Source organism: Lactivibrio alcoholicus (genome assembly GCF_055390895.1).
Map to the genome: position 1 here is coordinate 1,894,401 of NZ_AP042471.1, position 18,829 is coordinate 1,913,229.

Consider the following 18,829-nt stretch of genomic DNA (forward strand, 5'->3'; position numbering starts at 1 on the left):
CTCGACAATCGGAGACCCTCAGATGTGCATGGCCTAATGGATGCTTGATAAGAGGGTAATTCTTGTGTTTATCCGCAAAAATGCCGGAATCCGTGTCAGATAGGAAGAAACGACTTTATCGTTCTTGGAGTGCAAGATTCCAAGGAATTTTAGATGGTAAGAACTCCGCATCTTTTAAATTTCCATTTTTGCTGGTGCCTTCGGCACCAAGGGGCATGTGTCAGTTATCTAAATATGATAATAATGAGGTGAAAAATGGAAAACTCGAAAATTTTAGGTTTTATTATTTCATTAATTTTTAAAGATTGGGGGAATGCTATTTCTTATGCTTCATTAATTGGTATTATAGGTTGTCTTGTATTTACAGAGAACAATAAATGATATATTTGTGGTATTTTGTTTTTGATTTCTTTTATATCGAAAATAATAGGACAATACTATGAATTATTTATCAAAAAAGATCAAAAATCTATAGCCATAAGAATAATTCAAGGCGATGGTTTATATAAAAATAAGAAAATCGCAGTATTTGAAAATAAGCTTTATGTTTTAAAAAACGATATAGTAACTTTATATTGTGATAGCAGTGGTGCACCGCAACCAATTTGTCTACTCAGGATATTGGATATCACTGAAACATGTATTATTGCTGATCAATATCCTGAAGAAATAGTTCTTATTGATAAATATTTTGAAGAAGATTCAAGGAGAAAGGCAACATATTTTTCTAAAAATATTGATTGTGTATTTTTGGAGTCATTAATTTTTGATAGGAGGCAATAATGGATAAAACGGTTAAGGTTGTGTCAATAAATACTCCATATCAAATCGTTTTAAATATAGGTAAAGATGATGATGTTTCTATAAATGATAAGTTTTTAATATTTGGAATGGGGGAAATGATAAAGGATCTCGATACAGGTGAGGAATTGGAACGGTTAGAAATTCCAAGAGGGAAAGGCAAGGTAGTTCACTTGCAGAATAAAATATGTACAGTTGAATCTATTGAAATCTCTGAGACGCCAACAACAATTAAAAGAACAAATAGATTTTCATCAGGATTTGCAAATATTTTTCCAAATATAGAGGAAAGCGAAATAAGAAGAGACAAACTACCATTTGAAGAAGTTCAGATTGGAGACTGCGCAAGAAAAATTAAATAGCGTAACAAATGCTTCGGCATTATACTTTTGTCATTATGCGTGCTGTTGTTATGTTTTTTTGATGCGCAAATAGCGATAATATTTCACTGCTGTCCAAAATAACCCGGAACCGAAAAATGTCTCCGGTTTTTGCAACGGTTTGAAGGTCCGATTTGGACGGATTTGAAACTAGGTCCCTCAAATGGCTGTCTCTTGAAAAACGAAACCGGCTGTCCAAGTCACCCCATATTCAAATGGAGCTGCTCCGGCCTCGGAATCACCGGCGGCGTCTCGTACGGTTCGTCCAGCCTGGCACGCAAATCACGGCAGGTGAAGAGATTCAGCCGCAACATCGTTGCCATGTCCGGGAAGAACCACGGAGTTTGTGACAGGTGATGAAGTCATTAGATCACGAGCATGGAGACAAGGTGAATTCGCCGTTCCGTCAGGAACACCGAAGAGAAGGCCCCCTAGGGGGGCGAGAGCTGTCCAAATCTGAATCCGAAGCGCGTTCTCGCTCGTTCCGATGAACGTCTTCACCTTCAGGTTCTGTTTCAGCGCCTTGAAGAACAGTTCGATCTCCCAGCGGTCCTTGTAGATCGCCGCGATTGTCGTCGCTCCGAAGCCGAAATGGTTCGTGAGAAGCACGATGTCCTCGTTCTTCTCCTTGTCCCTGACGACGATTCGCCGCAATTCGTCCGGATATTTGGTCGACGTTGCATCCCCGCGCAGGGAAATGCCCCCGTCGGAGACGATGTTTCGTTTCTTCCCCGGGAAGAGATCCGGGACTCGTAGAACGTCCGTTGAAATGCTGACGACGTAGCGGATGTTCTCCTTCATCCTCGTGACGAAGAAGACTTTCTGCTCCGTCCAGGAGTGGAAGCGTTTGAAGTCCAGATATCCCCGGTCCACCGCGACAATCCCCCCAGAACAAGGGGGACTTTTGATCCGGGCTTCAGCGAGACTTCCTTCGCAGCGCGGTTGTCATGAACCTTCGCCTCGGTGATGCGGACGAACGACGGCATGTAGTCGTCGTGATCGAGAAGCACTTGAACCTTTACACCGCCCTTCGCACGTCTGTAGTTCGCCCACGGGTACAGCGACAGACAGAGCGTGATGGTCGTCGAATCGAACGAGAACAGCTTGTTTTTGAACCGGAACTTCGTCTTTCTCGCTCCCAAATGCGTCACAGACCGGAAACGGGCGAGGAGTTCGTTGAAGAGATCCTCGAAAAGAGCCGCTGGGCGGCGCTCATTGATGAAACCCCTAAGCGATCGACTTCGCGAAGCATCCGTAGCGAAGCGGAGGACGACTCACAAAAGAATGTTCGTCGGTCGCCTGCTTATTGCATAGGACAGCGTGCTTCTTTTTGGCGGTGTCCCGATTCCCAGATGGACAAGCTTTCCGTTGCAGCAGGACAGGCCGTTGACGATCTCCCGGAGGGAGTCAGCTCTCGCAAGATGACAAAAGAGCATCGAAATAAGCTGCGTCTTGCATCGGAATCCCTTGGCATGGCGTTCCGCTTCGTGTTTGAAAACCAGTTTTTCAAAGTCCACGAAGGAAAGATCTCCGAGAGGCTTTATCCGAAAAGACTCGATATCTTTATCATCATGACGGCTCCGTATTTCCGGGATGTTGTTTCGTTGGCAGACATGATGATATCCCAGGATCCGGGGAGGCATATCTCCAAAATACTTTTTGGCAAGAGTAAAAAAATTATGTCTAAAAGAAGGAGATAATATGAAAAAGCCTGCATTTCTGATTGGTAATGGCCTTTCAATTGCTTTATCTCCTGATTTTGCCTTGAAAACAATAACACAGAAATTTATGGCTTCTTTAGATAAAAATGACAGATCTTTCTTGGAAGAAGTATCGATATCTTCTGGATTAATCTTTAATTTTGATAACTTCGAGCAAAGTTTTACTGCGATAGAAGCAGCGTTGGATAGCTTAGTGAGATATAGAAAATTTATGGATTCCGAAGTGGGACATAAATTTAGAGAAAAATATGAGCTTAAAGACCCAGAGTTGATTAAACATGAAGAAGTAATCGAAAGAATCTATAAAAATATATTAATCAAATACTTAAACTCATACGTGGTAATGTTCATGTGGACCAGCTAAGAACAAAATTGCAACCTTTCATGGATTTTTTTAATAATAAATCGGAAGAATGCAATGAAATGTATGTATTTACATTAAACTATGATTTATTAGTTGAGACAATAATTCTTCAGAATGATGGAGCTAAATCGTTTACGGATTTTTGTTTCCCTTCAGGTTGTTTGAAGGGCACGCCTATTCCTAAATATGATTTTAATCCTGCAAGAAACAGGGAGCTCTTCGATACTCCGGAACGTAAAATAGAATTGCATCATCTTCATGGATCTCTTTCATTATTTTATGATTATGAAAGAAGCAGAGCTGTGAAATTAAGAAGTGACGATATTGGCATTGAAGAAATTTATCAAAAAATAAGTGATGATCAACTTCCATTAATGCCAGCAATTATTACCGGTGGCGGCAAATCTGACAAAATAGTCCAATATCTTTTTGAATTTTACTATAGATCAGCAAAGGATATATGCGATTCTGGAGAGGCTAGTGAGTTGTATATTGTTGGGTATAGTTTTAGAGATGAACATGTTAATGATTTAATAAAAAGATGGATTAAAAATGTTGAAAACTATACTGATGGCCTTAGGATAATAGATTATAAAACAACCAACGATGAAAAAGAAATATTTAAAAATATGGTAAGAAGTTTAATTAAAAAACGACCGTGCATCCCAGATATTTGCTTTCAATTTGATGGTGTAAATAATATATTTGAATCTCCTGGAACAAAAAAGAAACAAAAATAATAAGCAATAAGTAGCAATTGATTAAGTAGTCTAATATACTATTATTTATTTTAAACACGCATCGTTATAAATTAAGAAACGATGTTGAGTATTTATCAGTAAAGCTTTATTCGTTTCTTTATATCGCTTTGGGCGCTTCTTTTTTATCTTTCCCGTTAGTCTTCTACCGACCGAATTTTATAATGTCGCGATGAACTGTTGCGTGTTCTTGAGGGGACCAATGCGGCACCTTACCTTGATGTCGATCAGGAACGCGAACTGAAGTTCCGCGTGATTTACTTCCGGCTACGCCCCACTGAGTCGGTCACGTTCCGTTGACTGGAGCCCCTCTCTTTATCGTTGACATTTACGTCACATCTCCTAGAATTGATCGGGTGTAATCCCGGAACGCCATTCCGGACATTCTCGATCGACGGGGGATCGCGCGTATGAACGCAGGGCTCGACGGCTATTTCAAAATCACGGAACGCGGCAGCACCTTCCGGCGGGAGGTTCTCGCCGGACTCACCACTTTCATGACGATGGCGTACATTCTCGTCATCCATCCGGTCTGGATGGCCTCGGGCGCCGGGATGGACCGGGGCGCGTCGATCGTCGTCACGGCGCTGATGTCGGGCGTCTTCTCGCTGTTCATGGGCGTGTACGCGAACCTTCCGTTTTCGCTCGCGCCGGCGATGGGCGGCAACGCGTTTTTCGCGTTCACGCTCGTCAAGGGCGGCATTGTGTCGTGGCAGGTGGGCATGGGGATGGTGTTCATTTCGGGGACGGTCTTCGTGCTGCTGTCGGTCTTCGGCATCCGGGAACTCATCGTCCGGCTCGTTCCACGCTCGATCAAGTTCGGCATCGGGGTCGCGGTCGGGTTTTTCATCGCGTACCTCGCGCTCAAGGACGCCGGGTTCATCGCCTTCACGAACAACGGGATCAAGATGGGCTCGCTCTACGAACCCAAGGCGATCCTCGGGCTCGTCGGGCTCTGCATCACGAGCGTCTTCATGGCGCGGAAGGTTCCCGGCGGCATCCTCCTCAGCATCATCATTACGGCGGCTGTCGGCATTCCGATGGGGATCACGAAGATCCCCGCGTCGTTCGTCGCGATGCCCGCGTCGATCGACCCGATCGCGTTCAAACTCGATATCCTCGGGGCCCTCAAGGTCGCCTACATTCCGTTCATCTTCACGTTCTTCGTCGGGGACTTTTTCTCGACGCTCGGGACTGTTCTCGGCGTCTCGCAGAAGGCGGGCCTTCTCGACAAAGACGGCAACCTTCCGGGCATCTCGCGGCCCTTCCTCGTCGATTCCATCGGCACCGTCGTCGGGGCGCTCTTCGGATCGACCACGATCACGACCTTCATCGAGTCCGCTTCGGGGGTGGAGGCGGGCGGACGCACCGGGCTCACGGCGGTCACGACATCGCTCTGCTTCTTCCTCGCGATCTTCCTCGTGCCGGTCGCGACGTGCATTCCGAGCCAGGCGACCGCGCCCGCGCTGATCGTCATCGGCCTCATGATGATGTCCGGCGTGAAGAATATCGACTTCGACGACTTCACCGAGGCGTTCCCCGCGTTCATGACGATCCTGGTGACGGCCTACACGGCGAGCCTCGCGAACGGCATCAGCGCCGGAATCCTGATCTTCACGGCGACGAAGGTGCTTTCCGGGCGGTATCGGGATGTCCACTGGGGGACCTACATCCTCTGCATCCCGCTCGTGATCTACTTCCTCGGGATGAAGTAGCGGTTCTTTCCGCTCCGGGGCGACCGTTTGCGTCGCTTCGGAGCTTTTTTTTGCCGGTGCGGAAATCGTTCTGCAAGGAGGCATGACCGATGAAGATAGAGCCGGAAAACAGAAGCGCGCTCGTGGACGCGGCGATGGGCCGCATTCCGTGCGACCTCGCGATCCGGAACGTGCGGATGCTGAACGTCTTTACGGGAGAGATCTACGCCGCCGAAGTCGGCGTCCTGGGGACGCACATCGCGTGCGTGAGCGCCGACCCCGACGGAAGCGGGACGGGATTTTCGATAGAGGCGCGGGAGGAGTACGACGGGCGCGGGATGTTCCTGATCCCCGGGTTCATCGACGCGCACGTCCACATCGAAAGCAGCATGGTGACGTGCGCGAACATGGCGGCGGCGGTGGTTCCTCAGGGGACGACGACGCTCGTCACCGATCCGCACGAAGTGGCGAACGTCGGCGGGCTCGACGCGGTGCGCTACATGATCGAGTCGAGCCGGGACCTGCCGCTTCGGGTCTACGTGACGGCGCCGTCGTGCGTTCCGGCGGTTCCGGGGCTCGAAGGGGCGGGGGCGGTCTTCGGAGCGGCCGAGATGGAGGCGATGCTCGGCATGGAGCGCGTCCTGGGGCTTGCGGAACTCATGGACTTCGAGGGCATCCTGAACAATTCGCCGCGGATGGCCGCGATCCTGGACGTCGGCCGCAGGCGGCAGGTCTTCCTTCAGGGGCACGCGCCGTTCGTCTCGGGCAGGCGGTTGAACGCGTATCTCGCGGCGGGGCCCGAGAGCGACCACGAATCGCGGACGGGCGGGGAGGCGCGCGAGAAGTTGCGCCTGGGGATGTTCGTCGACGCGCGCGAGGGGGCCGTGTCGTCGAACGTCGGGACGGTCGCCGGAGCCGTGAAGGACTTTCGCTTCCTCGGGAATCTGTGTCTGTGCACCGACGACCGCGAGCCGGAGGCGTTGCTGCGCGACGGGCACATGAATCTGGCGGTGAAAAGCGCCGTGAACGCCGGGCTGTCGCCGGAACAGGCGATCCGGTGCGCGACGCTGAACGTCGCGCGGGAGGTCGGCCTGCGGAACCTGGGCGGCGTCGCGCCCGGCTGGGTCGCGGACCTTCAGATCGTTCCGGACCTGTCGTGCCCGAAGCCGGTCGCGGTCTTCCACGAGGGGCGCCTCGTCGCCGAAAATGGGCGGCTGACGGTCGCGCTGCCGAATCGCACGTTCGCGGCCGAGTCGCTCGACACGATGAAGGTCGAGGTTCCGTCGCCCGAACGGCTCCGGATCGCCGCGCCCGAGGGGTGCGGCGCGAGCGTTCGCGTGAACGTCCTCGTCTACGATTCGCCGAACACGTCGCTCACGTCGCTTTCGACCGAGGAGATCCCGGTTCGCGACGGCTTCCTCGACATTGCGGGCGACCCGGGGCTCAAGTATGCGGCCGTCCTGAACCGGCACGGCGCGGGGAACATGGCGGTCGCGGTGGTCCGGGATTTCGGTTCCCGGGAGGGGGCCGTGGCGTCGAGCGTGAGCCACGACAGCCACAACCTCGCCGTGGTGTACGACCAGCCCGAAAACGCGCTCGTCGCGATCCGCGCGCTGATCGCCTCGCGGGGCGGGCACTGCGCCGTGAGGGACGGAGCGGTCGTCGGGCTGCTACCGCTGCCGATCTACGGGCTGCTCTCGCCGCTGCCGTGCGGGGAACTCGCCGTCCGGGCCGAGGCCATGAAGACGGCGCTCCGGTCGCTCGGGATCGAAACGAAAAATCCGCTCATGCGCATCACGAGCCTCGCGCTGCCGGTTATCCCGAAGGGCAAGCTCACCGACCGGGGGCTCGTCGACGTGGTCGCGCAGAAGATCGTCCCGCTGTTCGCCGGCGCGTGAACGGGTATAATCACGTCCCGGAGACACCCGATAGAAACGCCCGAAGGAGACATGATCGTGAAAATAGAACCCGAAAACCGCAGCGCGCTCGTGGACGCGGCGATGGGGCGCGTTCCGTGCGACCTCGCGATCCGGAACGTGCGGATGCTCAACGTCTTTACGGGAGAAATCTACGCCGCAGAAGTCGGCGTCCTGGGAAAACACATCGCGTGCGTGAGCGCGGACCCCGACGGAAGCGAGACGGGGTTTCCGATTGAGGCACGCGAAGAGTTCGACGGGCGCGGGATGTATCTGATCCCGGGGTTCATCGACGCGCACGTCCACATCGAAAGCAGCATGGTCACGTGCGCGAACATGGCGGCGGCGGTCGTTCCGCAGGGGACGACGACGGTCGTCACCGATCCGCACGAGGCGGCGAACGTCGGCGGGCTCGACGCGGTGCGCTACATGATCGAGTCGAGCCGCGACCTGCCGCTTCGGGTCTACGTGATGGCGTCGTCGTGCGTTCCGGCGGTTCCGGGGCTCGAAGGGGCCGGGGCGGTCTTCGGCGCCGCGGAGATCGCGGAGATTCTCGATATGGAGCGCGTCCTCGGCGTCGCGGAACTCATGGACTTCGAGGGCATCCTGAACAATTCGCCGCGGATGGCCGCGATCCTGGACGTCGGCCGCAGGCGGCAGGTCTTCCTTCAGGGGCACGCGCCGTTCGTGTCGGGCAGACGGCTGAACGGATACCTCGCGGCGGGTGTCGAGAGCGACCACGAGTCGCGGACGGCCGTCGAGGCGCGCGAGAAGCTCCGCCTCGGGATGCGCGTCGACGCGCGGGAGGGGTCTGTGTCGTCGGACGTGACGACGCTGATCGGGGCCGTGAAGGACTTTCGCTTCCTGGACGACCTGTGCCTCTGCACCGACGACCGCGACCCCGAAGACCTGATCCGGCGCGGGCACATGAATCTCGCCGTGGAGCGCGCCGTGAAGGCGGGGCTGTCGCCCGAGCAGGCGATCCGGTGCGCGACGCTCAACGTCGCGCGGGAGGTCGGTCTGCGGAACCTGGGCGGGATCGCGCCGGGCTGGGTCGCGGACCTCCAGATCGTTCCGGACCTCTCGTGCCCGAAGCCGGTCGCGGTCTTCCACGAGGGGCACCTCGTCGCGGAATACGGGCGACTGACGGTCGCGCTGCCGCGCCGGTCGTTCGCCGCCGAGTCGCTCGACACGATGGACGTCGACGTCCCGTCGCCCGAGCGGCTCCGGATCGCCGTGCCCGAGGGGTGCGGCGCGGTCGCGCGCGTGAACGTCCCGGCCTACGACGCGCCCGATACGCTCGTCACCGCGCTCGCCGTCGAAGACATTCCGGTCCGCGACGGATGGCTCGATATTTCGGGCGATCCGGACCTCAAGTACGTCGCGATCCTGAACCGGCACGGTGCGGGGAACATGGCGGTCGGGGTCATGCGCGGCTACGGGACGCGCGAAGGCGCGGTCGCGTCGACCGTGAGCCACGACTGCCACAACCTGGCGGTCGTCTATGACCGGCCCGAGAACGCGCTCGTCGCGATCCGCGCGCTGATCGCCTGTCGCGGCGGGCACTGCGCCGTGAAGGACGGGTCGGTCGTCGGGCTGCTGCCGCTGCCGATCTACGGGCTGCTGTCGCCGCTGCCGTGCGGCGAACTCGTCGAACGGGTCGACGCGATGAACGCGGCGCTGCGTTCGCTCGGGATCGCGACGCGAAATCCGGTCATGCGGATCGTCTGTCTTGCGCTGCCCGTCATTCCGAAGGGCAAGTTCACGGACCGGGGGCTCGTCGACGTCGACGCGCAGGCGTTCGTCCCGCTGTTCGCCGGCGACTGACCGGCCGCCCGGGGACGTCCGATTCAAAGGGAGGGGAACGACATGGTGCGGATTCTCGATCTGAATATCGAAAGCAGGAACGGGGAGCGATCGACGGTCCTCCATCCGGCGCTCGTGTGCGGCGACGACGGCCTCGTCCTCGTCGACGCGGGGTACCCCGGACAGGCGAAGCGGTTCGCCGAAGCGGCGCGCAGGAACGGCGCGGACCTTCGCGACCTGAGGGCGATCGTCATCACGCATCACGACTACGACCATATCGGATCGCTCCGGGCGCTGAAGACGATGTTCCCGGACGCGCTCGTGGTCTCGTCGGCCGTCGAGAGGGACTATATCTCGGGCGCGAAGCGCTCCCTGCGGCTCGAACAGGCGGAACGGATGCTCGAAAGTCTTCCGGAAGCCGAACGCGCCGGTGCGATCGCGTTCCAGAAGACCCTCGAAAGCGTCGAAAGCACGCCCGTCGACGTGACGGTCGCGGACGGCGACCTTCTGCCGTATTGCGGCGGCGTCCGGATCGTCGCGACGCCCGGCCACATGCCGGGGCACATTTCGGTCTTCATCGAGCGCGAGAGGGCCCTGATATCCGGCGACGCGCTGGCCGCCGAAAACGGCGTCCTCTGCATGGCGAACCCGCAGTACACGCTCGACATGGATGCCGCGAGGCGGTCCGTCGCGAATCTCGCCGAAATGGATATCGACCGGGTCTTGTGCTACCATGGCGGGCTCGTGGAGGGGAACATCCGCGCCGCGCTGACGTCGATGCTTTCGGAATGAAGTATCCGCGGTACGGCGGCCCGTCTCTTTTCCACATGTGAGCAAGGGCGAGGTCGGCATCGATGACGATGCCGACTTTTGTTTTCTTTGCACGGTGCGAGCGGTTTTGCAGTTGACATACATACCAGAAGGTATGTAAACTGTGCCAATGTCCACAGGGGAAAGGGATGTGTTCATTCGGTGCGACGGATAAAGGGAGAGGCGCTGGCGACGCGTGCGAGTCTGCTCGAGTCGGCTCTCGACATCATGAGTGAAAAATCGTTCGCGAGCGTCTCGATGACTGAAATCGCGAGAAGGATCGGCCTCTCGAAGGGAGCATTGTACTGGCACTTCAGGAACAAGCACGATCTCCTCGTCGGCGTGGTCGAAAACATGCACGCGAAGATGGGAGCGGAACTGCCCGCGCCGCTCGTGTCTCTCGGGTCGGTCGGGGATCTGCGTGCGTATTACAGGGAGCTGCTGGAAAAGTCCGCGCGAAGCGAACGCTTCCGCAAGATGCATCGGCTGATGCTCCGAAGGGAGGAGTGGCCGAAGGAGCTCCGTGACAGAGTTCTCGACATCGTGAAGGGACACCTCGAACAACAGCGCGGGATGATCGAAGGTCTCCTCGAGATCGCTCAGAAGAAGGAAAAAATCCGGAGGGACATTCCGTCCCGGGATCTCTCGGTGCTGGTGACGGCAGTTTTTCATGGAATATTCATCTTTCAGGGGTGCGACTTCTTCCATTTCGATTTCTCGAGGTATATCGATTTTCTCTTCGACGCCGTCGAGAAGGAACTTCGTCCGGAAAACGCCGTGCACGAAGAGATCGGATAGAAAGGAAAGGTTGGCTACGCGATGACATCTCCGGAACGGAACGTGAAAACGGAAATGACGGGAAGAAAGGGCAGTCTGGCAGCGAGGATCGTGAAGACGCTCCTCGTCCTTGCGTTTCTTGCGGCGGCGGCTTTCTACGGTGGGGCGTTCCTCGGCGGACGTTCGGAGAGCAAGGCGGCCGCGCCGCGGCGGCAACAACCGCAGGCTCCTCTCGTGATGCTCAAGACCGTCGAGCGCGCCGACCTCGCCGTCGGCAGGGAGTACATCGGCAGGGTGGAGGCGATCCAGTCCGTCTCCCTGAAGCCGCGGATCAGCGGGCAGATCGAGGAGGTCCACTTCAAGGAAGGGTCCATGGTCAAGGAAGGGGATCCGCTCTTCACGATCGACGACCGGTCGTACCGGGCGACGCTCGCGCTCCGGCGGGCCGAACTCTCGAAGGCCGAAGCGAATTACGACAGGGCATTGAAGTACAACAAACGGCTCCAGTCGGCCGACGCGCGCAGCGTCTCGGCGTCGGACCGCGACATGGCGGAGAGCGACGTCCTGCAGGGCAGGGCCTTGGTCGAGCAGGCCCGCGCCGCGCTCCAGATCGCGCAGATCGACCTGGGGTACACGAAGATCGCGGCGCCGATCTCCGGGCAGGTCGGGAAGGCGCTCTTCACGAAGGGGAACTACGTGACTCCGTCGAGCGGCGCGCTGACGACGATCGTCCAGATCGACCCCGTCCGGGTCTCGTTCGCGCTGCCGGACCGGGACTTCCTGGACCAGATCAAGGCGTTCCGTTCCTCCGAGAGCGCCGTCTACGACGCGACGCTCCGGCTTCCGAACGGCGACGCGTACCCCGAAAAGGGCGTCCGCGACTTCGAGAGCAACATGATGGACGAGAAGACGGGAACGATGATGCTGAACCTGCGCTTCAACAACGCCGGAGGGCTTCTCGTGCCCGGGGCGATGGTGCGCGTTTCGGCGAAGCCCGCGAATTCCCGCATCGCGTCGGTCATCCCGCAGGAGACGCTCCTCGCCGACGAGAAGGGCGACTTCGTCTACGTCGTCGACGACAAGAACGTGGCACACCAGCGCCGCGTGAAGATCGGCGCGCAGTTCGGCTCGACGTACGAGATCCTTTCCGGGCTCGAGCCCGGCGAGAAGATCGTCTGGCGGGGATTGCAGTCGGTTCGCCCCGAGGCTGCGGTCCGTCCCGCGGAGGTAACGTCGGGGAACGGAGTCAAGTCTCCGGCGGAACGCGCGCAGGAGTCGGATTTCGACCTGAAGGCGATTGCGTCCGGCGATTCGGACGGAGCCGCGAAGGAACCCGCGGAAGGGAAAAAATAGCCCATGTTCTCGACCTTCTTCATCAACCGTCCGCGTTTCGCGATGGTTATCGCCGTCATCCTGATGCTGGCGGGCGCCATCGCGGCGTTCAACCTGCCGGTCAAGCAGTACCCGGACGTTGCGCCGCCCCAGATATCGGTTTGGGCGACGTTCCCGGGCGCCGACGCGGAGACCGTGGCCAACACGGTCGGCGTGCCGCTCGAAGAGGCGCTCAACGGCGTCGACGGAATGATCTACATGTCCTCGACGTCGAGCAACACGGGGCGCTATTCGCTGACGATCACGTTCAAGACGGGAACGAATCCCGACATGGCGCTCGTCAAGGTGCAGAACCGCGTCCAGCAGGCGGAGCCGCTTCTGCCGAGCGAGGTGACGTCCCGCGGAATCCGGACGCAGACGATGTTCTCCGATACGCTCGGATTCCTCGCGTTCATATCGCCGAACGGGACGAGGGACTCGCTCTTCCTTGCGGACTACGCCTCGAACAACATCCGCAACGCGTTGCTGCGGATTCCCGGAGTCGGCGACGCGCGGGTCATGGGGGCGAAGTACAGCCTCCGAATCTGGCTCGACCCCGAACGCCTGGCGGCCATGGGAATCGGCGTGACGGACGTCGCGGCCGCGATCCAGAGCCAGAACAAGCAGGCGTCGCTCGGATCCATCGGATCGGCGCCTGGGAACGAAAACTCGCCGCTGATCTATTCGCTGACGACGACCGGACGCCTCGGAAGCGTGAAGCAGTTCGAGAACGTCATCCTCCGGACGACGGCCGAGGGCGGACTCGTGAAGCTCAAGGACGTCGCGACGATCGAACTCGGCTCCGAGGACTACGCGTTCAGCAGCTCGTTCGACGGGTCTCCCGCCGGAATGCTCCTGATTTCGCAGGCGGCCGGGTCCAACGCGCTCGACGTCATGAAGGGCGTCGAGAAGGAACTCGACCGGCTCACGGCGACGTTGCCGAGCGATACGAAGTTCGTTCTGGGGTACGACTCGACGGAGTACGTCCGGGAGACGATCCATGAAATCATCATGACGCTCGGCCTGACATTCTTCCTCGTCGTGCTGGTCTGCTACCTCTTCCTGCAGGACTGGCGCGTGACGCTCGTGCCGGTCGTGGCGATTCCCGTGTCGATCATCGCCACGTTCGCGGGGCTTCTCGCGCTCGGCTTCAGCATCAACATCCTGACCCTGTTCGCCTTCGTTCTCGTCATCGGAACGGTCGTCGACGACGCCATCATCGTCGTCGAGCGCGTCATGTACGTCATGGAGCGCGACAAGGTCGATTCGGTCAAGGCGACCGTCCAGGCCATGAAGGACATCACGGGGCCGATGACGGCGACGACGCTCGTCTTCCTCGCGATCTTCCTCCCGGTTGCGTTCATGGGGGGCATCACGGGCGAAATCTACCGGCAGTTCGCGGTCACGGTGTCCTTCTCGGTCGTCTTCTCGCTTGTCGTCGCGCTGACGTTGAGCCCGGCGATGTGCGCCCACATGCTCACGAACGTCAGGCCGAAGACGCGCGGTCCGCTCGCGTGGTTCAACAAAATGGATAAAATGGCCGCACGCGGCTACGTCAAGGGCGCAATGTGGATCGCCCGCCGGACGCTGGTCACGGTCGGACTCTTCGCCCTCGTGGTCGGCGTTTCCCTCGCGATCATGAAGATCACGCCGACGTCGTTCGTCCCCGACGAGGACCAGGGGGCCGCCTTCGCGCTCATCCAGCTTCCCGAGGGCGCGACCCAGGGACGGACGCTCGCGCTCTTGAACAAGCTCGTCCCGCAGTTCCGGCAGATTCCCGGGGTCCGGTCGGTCATCAGCATCGCGGGGTTCAGCTTCGGGGGCGATTCGGGCGAAAACGTCGGCTCGGTCATTTTCGCGCTCGACGAGTGGTCCAACAGAAACACGCCGGGGAAAAAGCTCGACGCCATCGTCGGCAGGATCCGCGCGATCACGGCGGCCGCCCCGGAGGCGCGCATCAACGTCGTCACGCCGCCCGCGATCCAGGGGCTCGGCATCTCGGGAGGACTCGACGTCCGCCTCCAGGCGACGCAGGACAAGGATCCGCAGCGGCTGTCCCGGGTGCTGAACGATATTCTGGGCAAGATCAACCGGTCGCCGGAATTCATGTACGCGTTCAGTTCGTACACGTCCGACACGCCGCACATCTATCTCGATGTCGACCGGGAGAAGGCGCAGATGTTCGGCGTTCCGGTCGCGAGCGTCTACAATACCCTTCAGACGTATTTCGGAACGGCCTACGTCAACGACATCAACATCGGAACGACCGTCAACAAGGTCATCCTCCAGTCCGACTGGGCGTACCGGAACCGGATCGACAACATCGGGAGCGTCTTCGTCAAGAGCGCGACGACGGGGGAGAACGTTCCCGTGCAGAGCTTCACGACGCTCCGCAAGACGCTCGCGCCGCGGACGGTCAACCGCTACAATCTGTTCCCGAGCGCGGGGATCACGGCGATCACGAGGCCGGGCTTCTCGTCCGGAGAGGGCATGGACGCGGTCGAAAAGATCGCGGCGGCGATGCCCGAAGGGTATTCGTACGAGTGGTCGGGAATGTCGTTCCAGGAGCGCGAGGCCGGGGGACAGACGGGGATCATCATCGCGATCGCGGTCCTGTTCGGGTACCTGTTCCTCGTCGCGCAGTACGAGAGCTGGACGGTGCCGATGGGCGTCATCCTCTCGCTGCCCGTCGCCCTCCTCGGGGCCCTGGTCGGAATCTTCATCATGAAGATCTCGCTGAGCATCTACGCGCAGCTCGGAATCCTGCTTCTCGTCGGTCTGTCGGCGAAGAACGCGATCCTGATCATCGAGTTCGCGAAGGAACAGCACGACGAACACGGGCAGTCGATTCTGGACGCCGCCCGGATCGCGGGGGGCGAACGCTTCCGGTCGGTCATGATGACGGCGCTCACGTGCGTCATCGGCGTCCTGCCGATGCTCTTCGCGACGGGCGCGGGCGCGGGAAGCCGCCTTCACGTCGGAACGACGATGTTCTTCGGAATGAGCGTGGCGACGGGGTTCGGAATCTTCCTGATCCCCGGGTTGTACGTCGTCCTGCAGACGTACCGGGAAAAGACCAAGGCGATGATCGGCCGCATCTTCTCGAATGCGCCGAAAGAGGTTGAGGAATCATGAGAAAACAGATAGGCGCACTGCTGGCGCTCGCGCTCGCCGCCGCGCTCCCCTGCGGCGCGACGGCCGCGGGGACGGGCCCCGTCCCCGCGGACGCGGAACTCGCTTCGGGGGACTGGACGGCGCTCGCTTCAGGGGACTGGACTTCGCTCGCGAAGCGCCACCCGATGCCGTACTTCTTTTCGTCGGACGGGGACGCCAAGGACGCCCCGTCGCCCGAGGTCCTCGCGACGTGGTGGGACGTCCTCGGCGACGAGACGCTGTCGCAACTGATCCGCCTCGCGCTCGAGGGCAACAGGGACCTGACGGTCGCGCGGGCGAAGTTCGCGGAGGCGCGCGCCGCGCTCGGCGTCAGCAAGGCGGCCGTGCTTCCGTGGTTCGACGCGTCGACCTCGCTCACGAATTCCAAGACCGGCGCGGAAGCCTCGTCCTCGGGCTCGCAGATCGGGCCGAGAGACTATTACAAGCTCGGGATCGACGCGTCGTGGGAGATCGACATCTTCGGCGGCAGGGCGCAGAAGATCAAGGCGAGCACGGCGGACCTGCAGGCGCAGTTCGGCGCGCTGCACGCGGCCTGGGTGCAGCTCTCTTCCGAGGTTGCGCTGAACTACCTGTCGCTCCGGACGCTTCAGAAGCGTCTCCAGGTCGCCGAGAGCAACCTGGCGCTCCAGCTCTCGACGCTCGGGCTGCTCCAGTCGCAATACGATTCGGGCCTCAAGGACCAGCTCGCGCTGAGCCAGGCGAGGTACACGATGGAGCAGACGCGGTCGTCGATTCCGCCGCTGCGCGCGAGCCTGGAGCAGACGATGAACCGGCTGGCGATCCTCGTCGGCCGCGTTCCGGGGAGTCTCGTGAAGATGCTCGGCGACAAGCCCATGCCGAAGCTCGATACGTCCGCGCTCGTCGGAATTCCGGCGAACCTGCTCCGGCGCCGGCCGGACATCTTCGCGGCGGAGCGCAGCCTCGCCGCCCAGATGGCGCGGAAGAAGGCCGCCGAAAAGGACCTCCTTCCGAAGTTCAACCTTCTCGGCGCCATCGGCTGGGGATCCTACGTCTCCACCGGCGGGCTCTTTTCCTCCGACGGCGAGACCTACAGCATCGGTCCCGCGATTTCGCTGCCGATCTTCCACGGCGGCGCGATCCGGAATAATATAAAGGCACAGACCGCGAAGGAAGAGCAGCTCCTCGCTGCATACGAACAGACGGTGCTGAACGCGGTCGCCGAAGTGCGCGACGCGCTGACGGCCGAAACGCAGGAGCGCGAGCGCAACGCGTCGCTCCGGAGCGGCGTCGAGGCGGCGAAGACCGCGCGCGCCGTGGCCTACGACCAGTACGTCACGGGCCTGTCGGCCTTCAACAACGTCATCATCGCCCAGACGGCCCAGCTCTCGCTCGAAGAGCAGCTCGCGATCAGCGAGGGGCAGATGCTCGCCAACATCGTGCGCCTGTTCAAGGCGCTCGGCGGCGGATGGGCGCCGATGACGGCGGAGAGCGCCCTGGGGCTTCCCGAAGGCGTCGACGGCGGGGCGGTCGCCCCCGCGGCTCCGAAGGAAGAGGCGCCCGCCGGGACGAAGCTCTCGGCGGAGAGCCGGGCGTATCTCGATCAGATCCGAAAGGACGCGAAGAAGAAGTAGGTCCGGGGGCGTCGCGAACATTGGGACGACACATCGCTGCCGGAAGCACCCTGACTGCTGCGGTTCCATCAGAGGCGGCCGACGACATGAACGACAGCGTTGCGATCGAAGCGGGTAAATATCGTACGGCGTCGCTTCCGGCCTGCTGAATGCGGTCTTCGGATGGTGCGGATCCAGGGGAATCGCGGACATATTCCTCGGGACGACCGACAGATTCCTCGCGGCGCATCGTTTCTACGAGAAGAACGGCTTCGCGAGAGTCTCCCGGGACGACCTCCCGGCGGCCTTCCCGGTCATGAAGGTCGATAGTATATTTTGCCGGTATTCATTGTAAGGAAAAGCGCCCGCCGCGAAGGCGGAATCCCGGGGATCCCCTGGACGGCATGAGGTGACCGCTATCCGGGCATGAATGGAGTGATGACGAATGGCCGATGAGATTCTGTTGTTGGGCGATCCTCGCCTGAGACGACGGTGCGACGTCGTGACGGATTTTTCGGGGCTCGAATTCGTCGAGGAAAACCGCCGGCTGAAGAACGCCCTCGATGCGTTCCGCAAGGAGAAGGGATTCGGCCGCGGGATCGCGGCCCCGCAGATCGGCATCCCGAAGCGGATGATCGCGCTGAACCTCGGGAGCGGGACGCGCACGGTCGTCAACCCCGTCGTCACGCATCGCAGTTCCGAGACGTTCACGATGTGGGACGACTGCATGTCGTTCCCCGACCTTCTCGTCATGGTCCGGCGGCATGTGTCCATCGACATTTCGTACCGGGACGAGAACGGCGAGAGCCGGGAGCGGACGGACATTCCGCAGGCCGAATCGGAACTTTTGCAGCACGAGATCGACCACCTCGACGGAATTCTCGCGATCGACCGGGCGCTCACGCGCGAGGGGATCGTCTACCGGAAGGTCTTCGAGGCCGACAGGCAGTATTTCGAGGATCAGGTCGACTACGTGATCCGTCCGACGATCTGAGGCCGGCGGAAACCGGCATGAGCGTCGACAACACGAGTTCCAACCGGGCGTCCGAATACGACGCGGGGGTTCGCGTCGTGCTTCCGTACTACGACAGCATCAACGACGAAATCATTCACTTCGTCCGGGCGTACGACCCCGCCCCGCGCGCGTGGCTCGATACGGGGTGCGGCACCGGCTTCCTCGCGACGAAGATCCTGGAGTCGTTCGCACCCCTCCGGCTCGTCCTCGCGGACCCTTCGGCCGAAATGCTCCGCGTCGCGAAAGAGAAGACCGCGTCGCACCGTGTCGAATTCCATAATTGCGATACATCGTCGCTGCCGTTCGATGGCGGATCCTTCGATGTGATCACCGCCGTCCAGTCGCATCACTACATGAATGCGGAAGGGCGCGCAGGCGCGACGAAGCGGTGTTTCGACATGCTCCGCGAGGGAGGCCTCTTCATCGCGACCGAGAATACGCGTCCTCCCGACGCGGAAACCACGGGAATCGTGCGCGAATACTGGAAGCAATACCAGATCCGCTCGGGCAAGACTCCGGGACAGGCCGAAAAGCACATGAACCGCTTCGACACGGAATACTTCCCGATCACGGTCGAAGAGCACCTGCGGCTCTACGCCGAAACCGGCTTCCGGGTGCGCGACGTCTTCTGGAAGTCCTACATGCAGGCGGCCTTCTATTGCGTGAAGTAG

Annotated in this window: 18 protein-coding genes; 15 read left to right on the plus strand and 3 right to left on the minus strand. The window is 59.3% G+C overall.

Features of this window, described 5'->3' with window-relative positions; all coding sequences use genetic code 11:
- Window positions 1-402: 402 nt before the first annotated feature.
- Both ACZ5IU_RS08790 and ACZ5IU_RS08795 read left to right on the plus strand, forming a co-directional pair.
- Window positions 403-783, plus strand: coding sequence for a hypothetical protein (locus tag ACZ5IU_RS08790; RefSeq protein ID WP_464416366.1), 381 nt, complete (start codon window positions 403-405; stop codon window positions 781-783).
- Window positions 783-1,163, plus strand: coding sequence for a hypothetical protein (locus tag ACZ5IU_RS08795; protein WP_464416368.1), 381 nt, complete (start codon window positions 783-785; stop codon window positions 1,161-1,163). Before ACZ5IU_RS08790 ends, ACZ5IU_RS08795 begins: the two co-directional genes overlap by 1 nt.
- Before the next feature lie 300 nt (window positions 1,164-1,463).
- On the opposite strand, the gene ACZ5IU_RS08800 is transcribed toward ACZ5IU_RS08795, so the two are convergent.
- The 3 genes from ACZ5IU_RS08800 to ACZ5IU_RS08810 all read right to left on the minus strand — a co-directional run bounded on the left by ACZ5IU_RS08800 (window position 1,464) and on the right by ACZ5IU_RS08810 (window position 2,824).
- A complete protein-coding gene (locus ACZ5IU_RS08800; RefSeq protein WP_464416370.1) occupies window positions 1,464-2,054 on the minus strand; it encodes an IS4 family transposase in 591 nt (196 codons plus the stop codon).
- On the minus strand, window positions 1,979-2,332 hold the full coding sequence (locus ACZ5IU_RS08805) for a transposase (protein WP_464416372.1): 354 nt from the start codon (window positions 2,330-2,332) through the stop codon (window positions 1,979-1,981). The genes ACZ5IU_RS08800 and ACZ5IU_RS08805 overlap by 76 nt, the downstream gene beginning before the upstream one ends.
- A 123-nt stretch (window positions 2,333-2,455) precedes the next feature.
- The gene (locus ACZ5IU_RS08810) at window positions 2,456-2,824 is read right to left on the minus strand and encodes a DUF4372 domain-containing protein (protein WP_464416374.1); all 369 of its coding nucleotides are present in this window, start codon (window positions 2,822-2,824) and stop codon (window positions 2,456-2,458) included.
- Window positions 2,825-2,882: 58 nt separating this feature from the next.
- Here ACZ5IU_RS08810 and ACZ5IU_RS08815 point away from each other — a divergent pair, with 58 nt between their 5' ends.
- From ACZ5IU_RS08815 to ACZ5IU_RS08875, 13 genes are all read left to right on the plus strand, one after another.
- Entirely contained in the window at window positions 2,883-3,266 is a 384-nt protein-coding gene (locus tag ACZ5IU_RS08815; RefSeq protein WP_464416376.1) for a hypothetical protein, read from the plus strand.
- Window positions 3,254-4,006: an SIR2 family protein gene (locus ACZ5IU_RS08820; protein ID WP_464416378.1), complete on the plus strand. Its 753-nt coding sequence runs from the start codon at window positions 3,254-3,256 to the stop codon at window positions 4,004-4,006. Before ACZ5IU_RS08815 ends, ACZ5IU_RS08820 begins: the two co-directional genes overlap by 13 nt.
- 428 nt (window positions 4,007-4,434) lie before the next feature.
- A complete protein-coding gene (locus tag ACZ5IU_RS08825) occupies window positions 4,435-5,739 on the plus strand; it encodes an NCS2 family permease (protein WP_464416380.1) in 1,305 nt (434 codons plus the stop codon).
- Between the two features lie 89 nt (window positions 5,740-5,828).
- The gene (locus tag ACZ5IU_RS08830; RefSeq protein ID WP_464416382.1) at window positions 5,829-7,616 is read left to right on the plus strand and encodes an adenine deaminase; all 1,788 of its coding nucleotides are present in this window, start codon (window positions 5,829-5,831) and stop codon (window positions 7,614-7,616) included.
- Between the two features lie 57 nt (window positions 7,617-7,673).
- Window positions 7,674-9,461, plus strand: coding sequence for an adenine deaminase (locus ACZ5IU_RS08835; RefSeq protein WP_464416384.1), 1,788 nt, complete (start codon window positions 7,674-7,676; stop codon window positions 9,459-9,461).
- A gap of 42 nt (window positions 9,462-9,503) precedes the next feature.
- Window positions 9,504-10,232 (plus strand): MBL fold metallo-hydrolase, encoded by a 729-nt coding sequence (locus ACZ5IU_RS08840; RefSeq protein WP_464416386.1) that lies wholly within the window; start codon window positions 9,504-9,506, stop codon window positions 10,230-10,232.
- Between the two features lie 180 nt (window positions 10,233-10,412).
- Window positions 10,413-11,048 carry a TetR/AcrR family transcriptional regulator gene (locus ACZ5IU_RS08845; RefSeq protein ID WP_464416388.1) on the plus strand — a complete coding sequence of 212 codons (636 nt, stop codon included), beginning with the start codon at window positions 10,413-10,415 and terminating at the stop codon, window positions 11,046-11,048.
- A 54-nt stretch (window positions 11,049-11,102) separates the two neighbouring features.
- A complete protein-coding gene (locus tag ACZ5IU_RS08850) occupies window positions 11,103-12,380 on the plus strand; it encodes an efflux RND transporter periplasmic adaptor subunit (protein WP_464416390.1) in 1,278 nt (425 codons plus the stop codon).
- A gap of 3 nt (window positions 12,381-12,383) precedes the next feature.
- Window positions 12,384-15,533 carry an efflux RND transporter permease subunit gene (locus ACZ5IU_RS08855; RefSeq protein ID WP_464416392.1) on the plus strand — a complete coding sequence of 1,050 codons (3,150 nt, stop codon included), beginning with the start codon at window positions 12,384-12,386 and terminating at the stop codon, window positions 15,531-15,533.
- Entirely contained in the window at window positions 15,530-17,164 is a 1,635-nt protein-coding gene (locus tag ACZ5IU_RS08860) for a TolC family protein (protein ID WP_464416394.1), read from the plus strand. Before ACZ5IU_RS08855 ends, ACZ5IU_RS08860 begins: the two co-directional genes overlap by 4 nt.
- A 181-nt stretch (window positions 17,165-17,345) precedes the next feature.
- Window positions 17,346-17,498 carry a hypothetical protein gene (locus ACZ5IU_RS08865; protein ID WP_464421873.1) on the plus strand — a complete coding sequence of 51 codons (153 nt, stop codon included), beginning with the start codon at window positions 17,346-17,348 and terminating at the stop codon, window positions 17,496-17,498.
- Window positions 17,499-17,588: 90 nt separating this feature from the next.
- Window positions 17,589-18,137, plus strand: coding sequence for a peptide deformylase (locus ACZ5IU_RS08870; RefSeq protein ID WP_464416396.1), 549 nt, complete (start codon window positions 17,589-17,591; stop codon window positions 18,135-18,137).
- A gap of 17 nt (window positions 18,138-18,154) precedes the next feature.
- Window positions 18,155-18,829, plus strand: a complete 675-nt coding sequence (locus ACZ5IU_RS08875) for a class I SAM-dependent methyltransferase (protein WP_464416398.1) — start codon at window positions 18,155-18,157, stop codon at window positions 18,827-18,829.

Coding starts and splice junctions, on each gene's coding strand:
- ACZ5IU_RS08795 (WP_464416368.1), top strand. CDS start 783: ATGGATAAAACGGTTAAGGTTGTGTCAATAAATACTCCATATCAAATC.
- ACZ5IU_RS08810 (WP_464416374.1), bottom strand. CDS start 2,824: ATGCCTCCCCGGATCCTGGGATATCATCATGTCTGCCAACGAAACAAC.
- ACZ5IU_RS08815 (WP_464416376.1), top strand. CDS start 2,883: ATGAAAAAGCCTGCATTTCTGATTGGTAATGGCCTTTCAATTGCTTTA.
- ACZ5IU_RS08825 (WP_464416380.1), top strand. CDS start 4,435: ATGAACGCAGGGCTCGACGGCTATTTCAAAATCACGGAACGCGGCAGC.
- ACZ5IU_RS08830 (WP_464416382.1), top strand. CDS start 5,829: ATGAAGATAGAGCCGGAAAACAGAAGCGCGCTCGTGGACGCGGCGATG.
- ACZ5IU_RS08840 (WP_464416386.1), top strand. CDS start 9,504: ATGGTGCGGATTCTCGATCTGAATATCGAAAGCAGGAACGGGGAGCGA.
- ACZ5IU_RS08850 (WP_464416390.1), top strand. CDS start 11,103: ATGACGGGAAGAAAGGGCAGTCTGGCAGCGAGGATCGTGAAGACGCTC.
- ACZ5IU_RS08855 (WP_464416392.1), top strand. CDS start 12,384: ATGTTCTCGACCTTCTTCATCAACCGTCCGCGTTTCGCGATGGTTATC.
- ACZ5IU_RS08860 (WP_464416394.1), top strand. CDS start 15,530: ATGAGAAAACAGATAGGCGCACTGCTGGCGCTCGCGCTCGCCGCCGCG.
- ACZ5IU_RS08870 (WP_464416396.1), top strand. CDS start 17,589: ATGGCCGATGAGATTCTGTTGTTGGGCGATCCTCGCCTGAGACGACGG.
- ACZ5IU_RS08875 (WP_464416398.1), top strand. CDS start 18,155: ATGAGCGTCGACAACACGAGTTCCAACCGGGCGTCCGAATACGACGCG.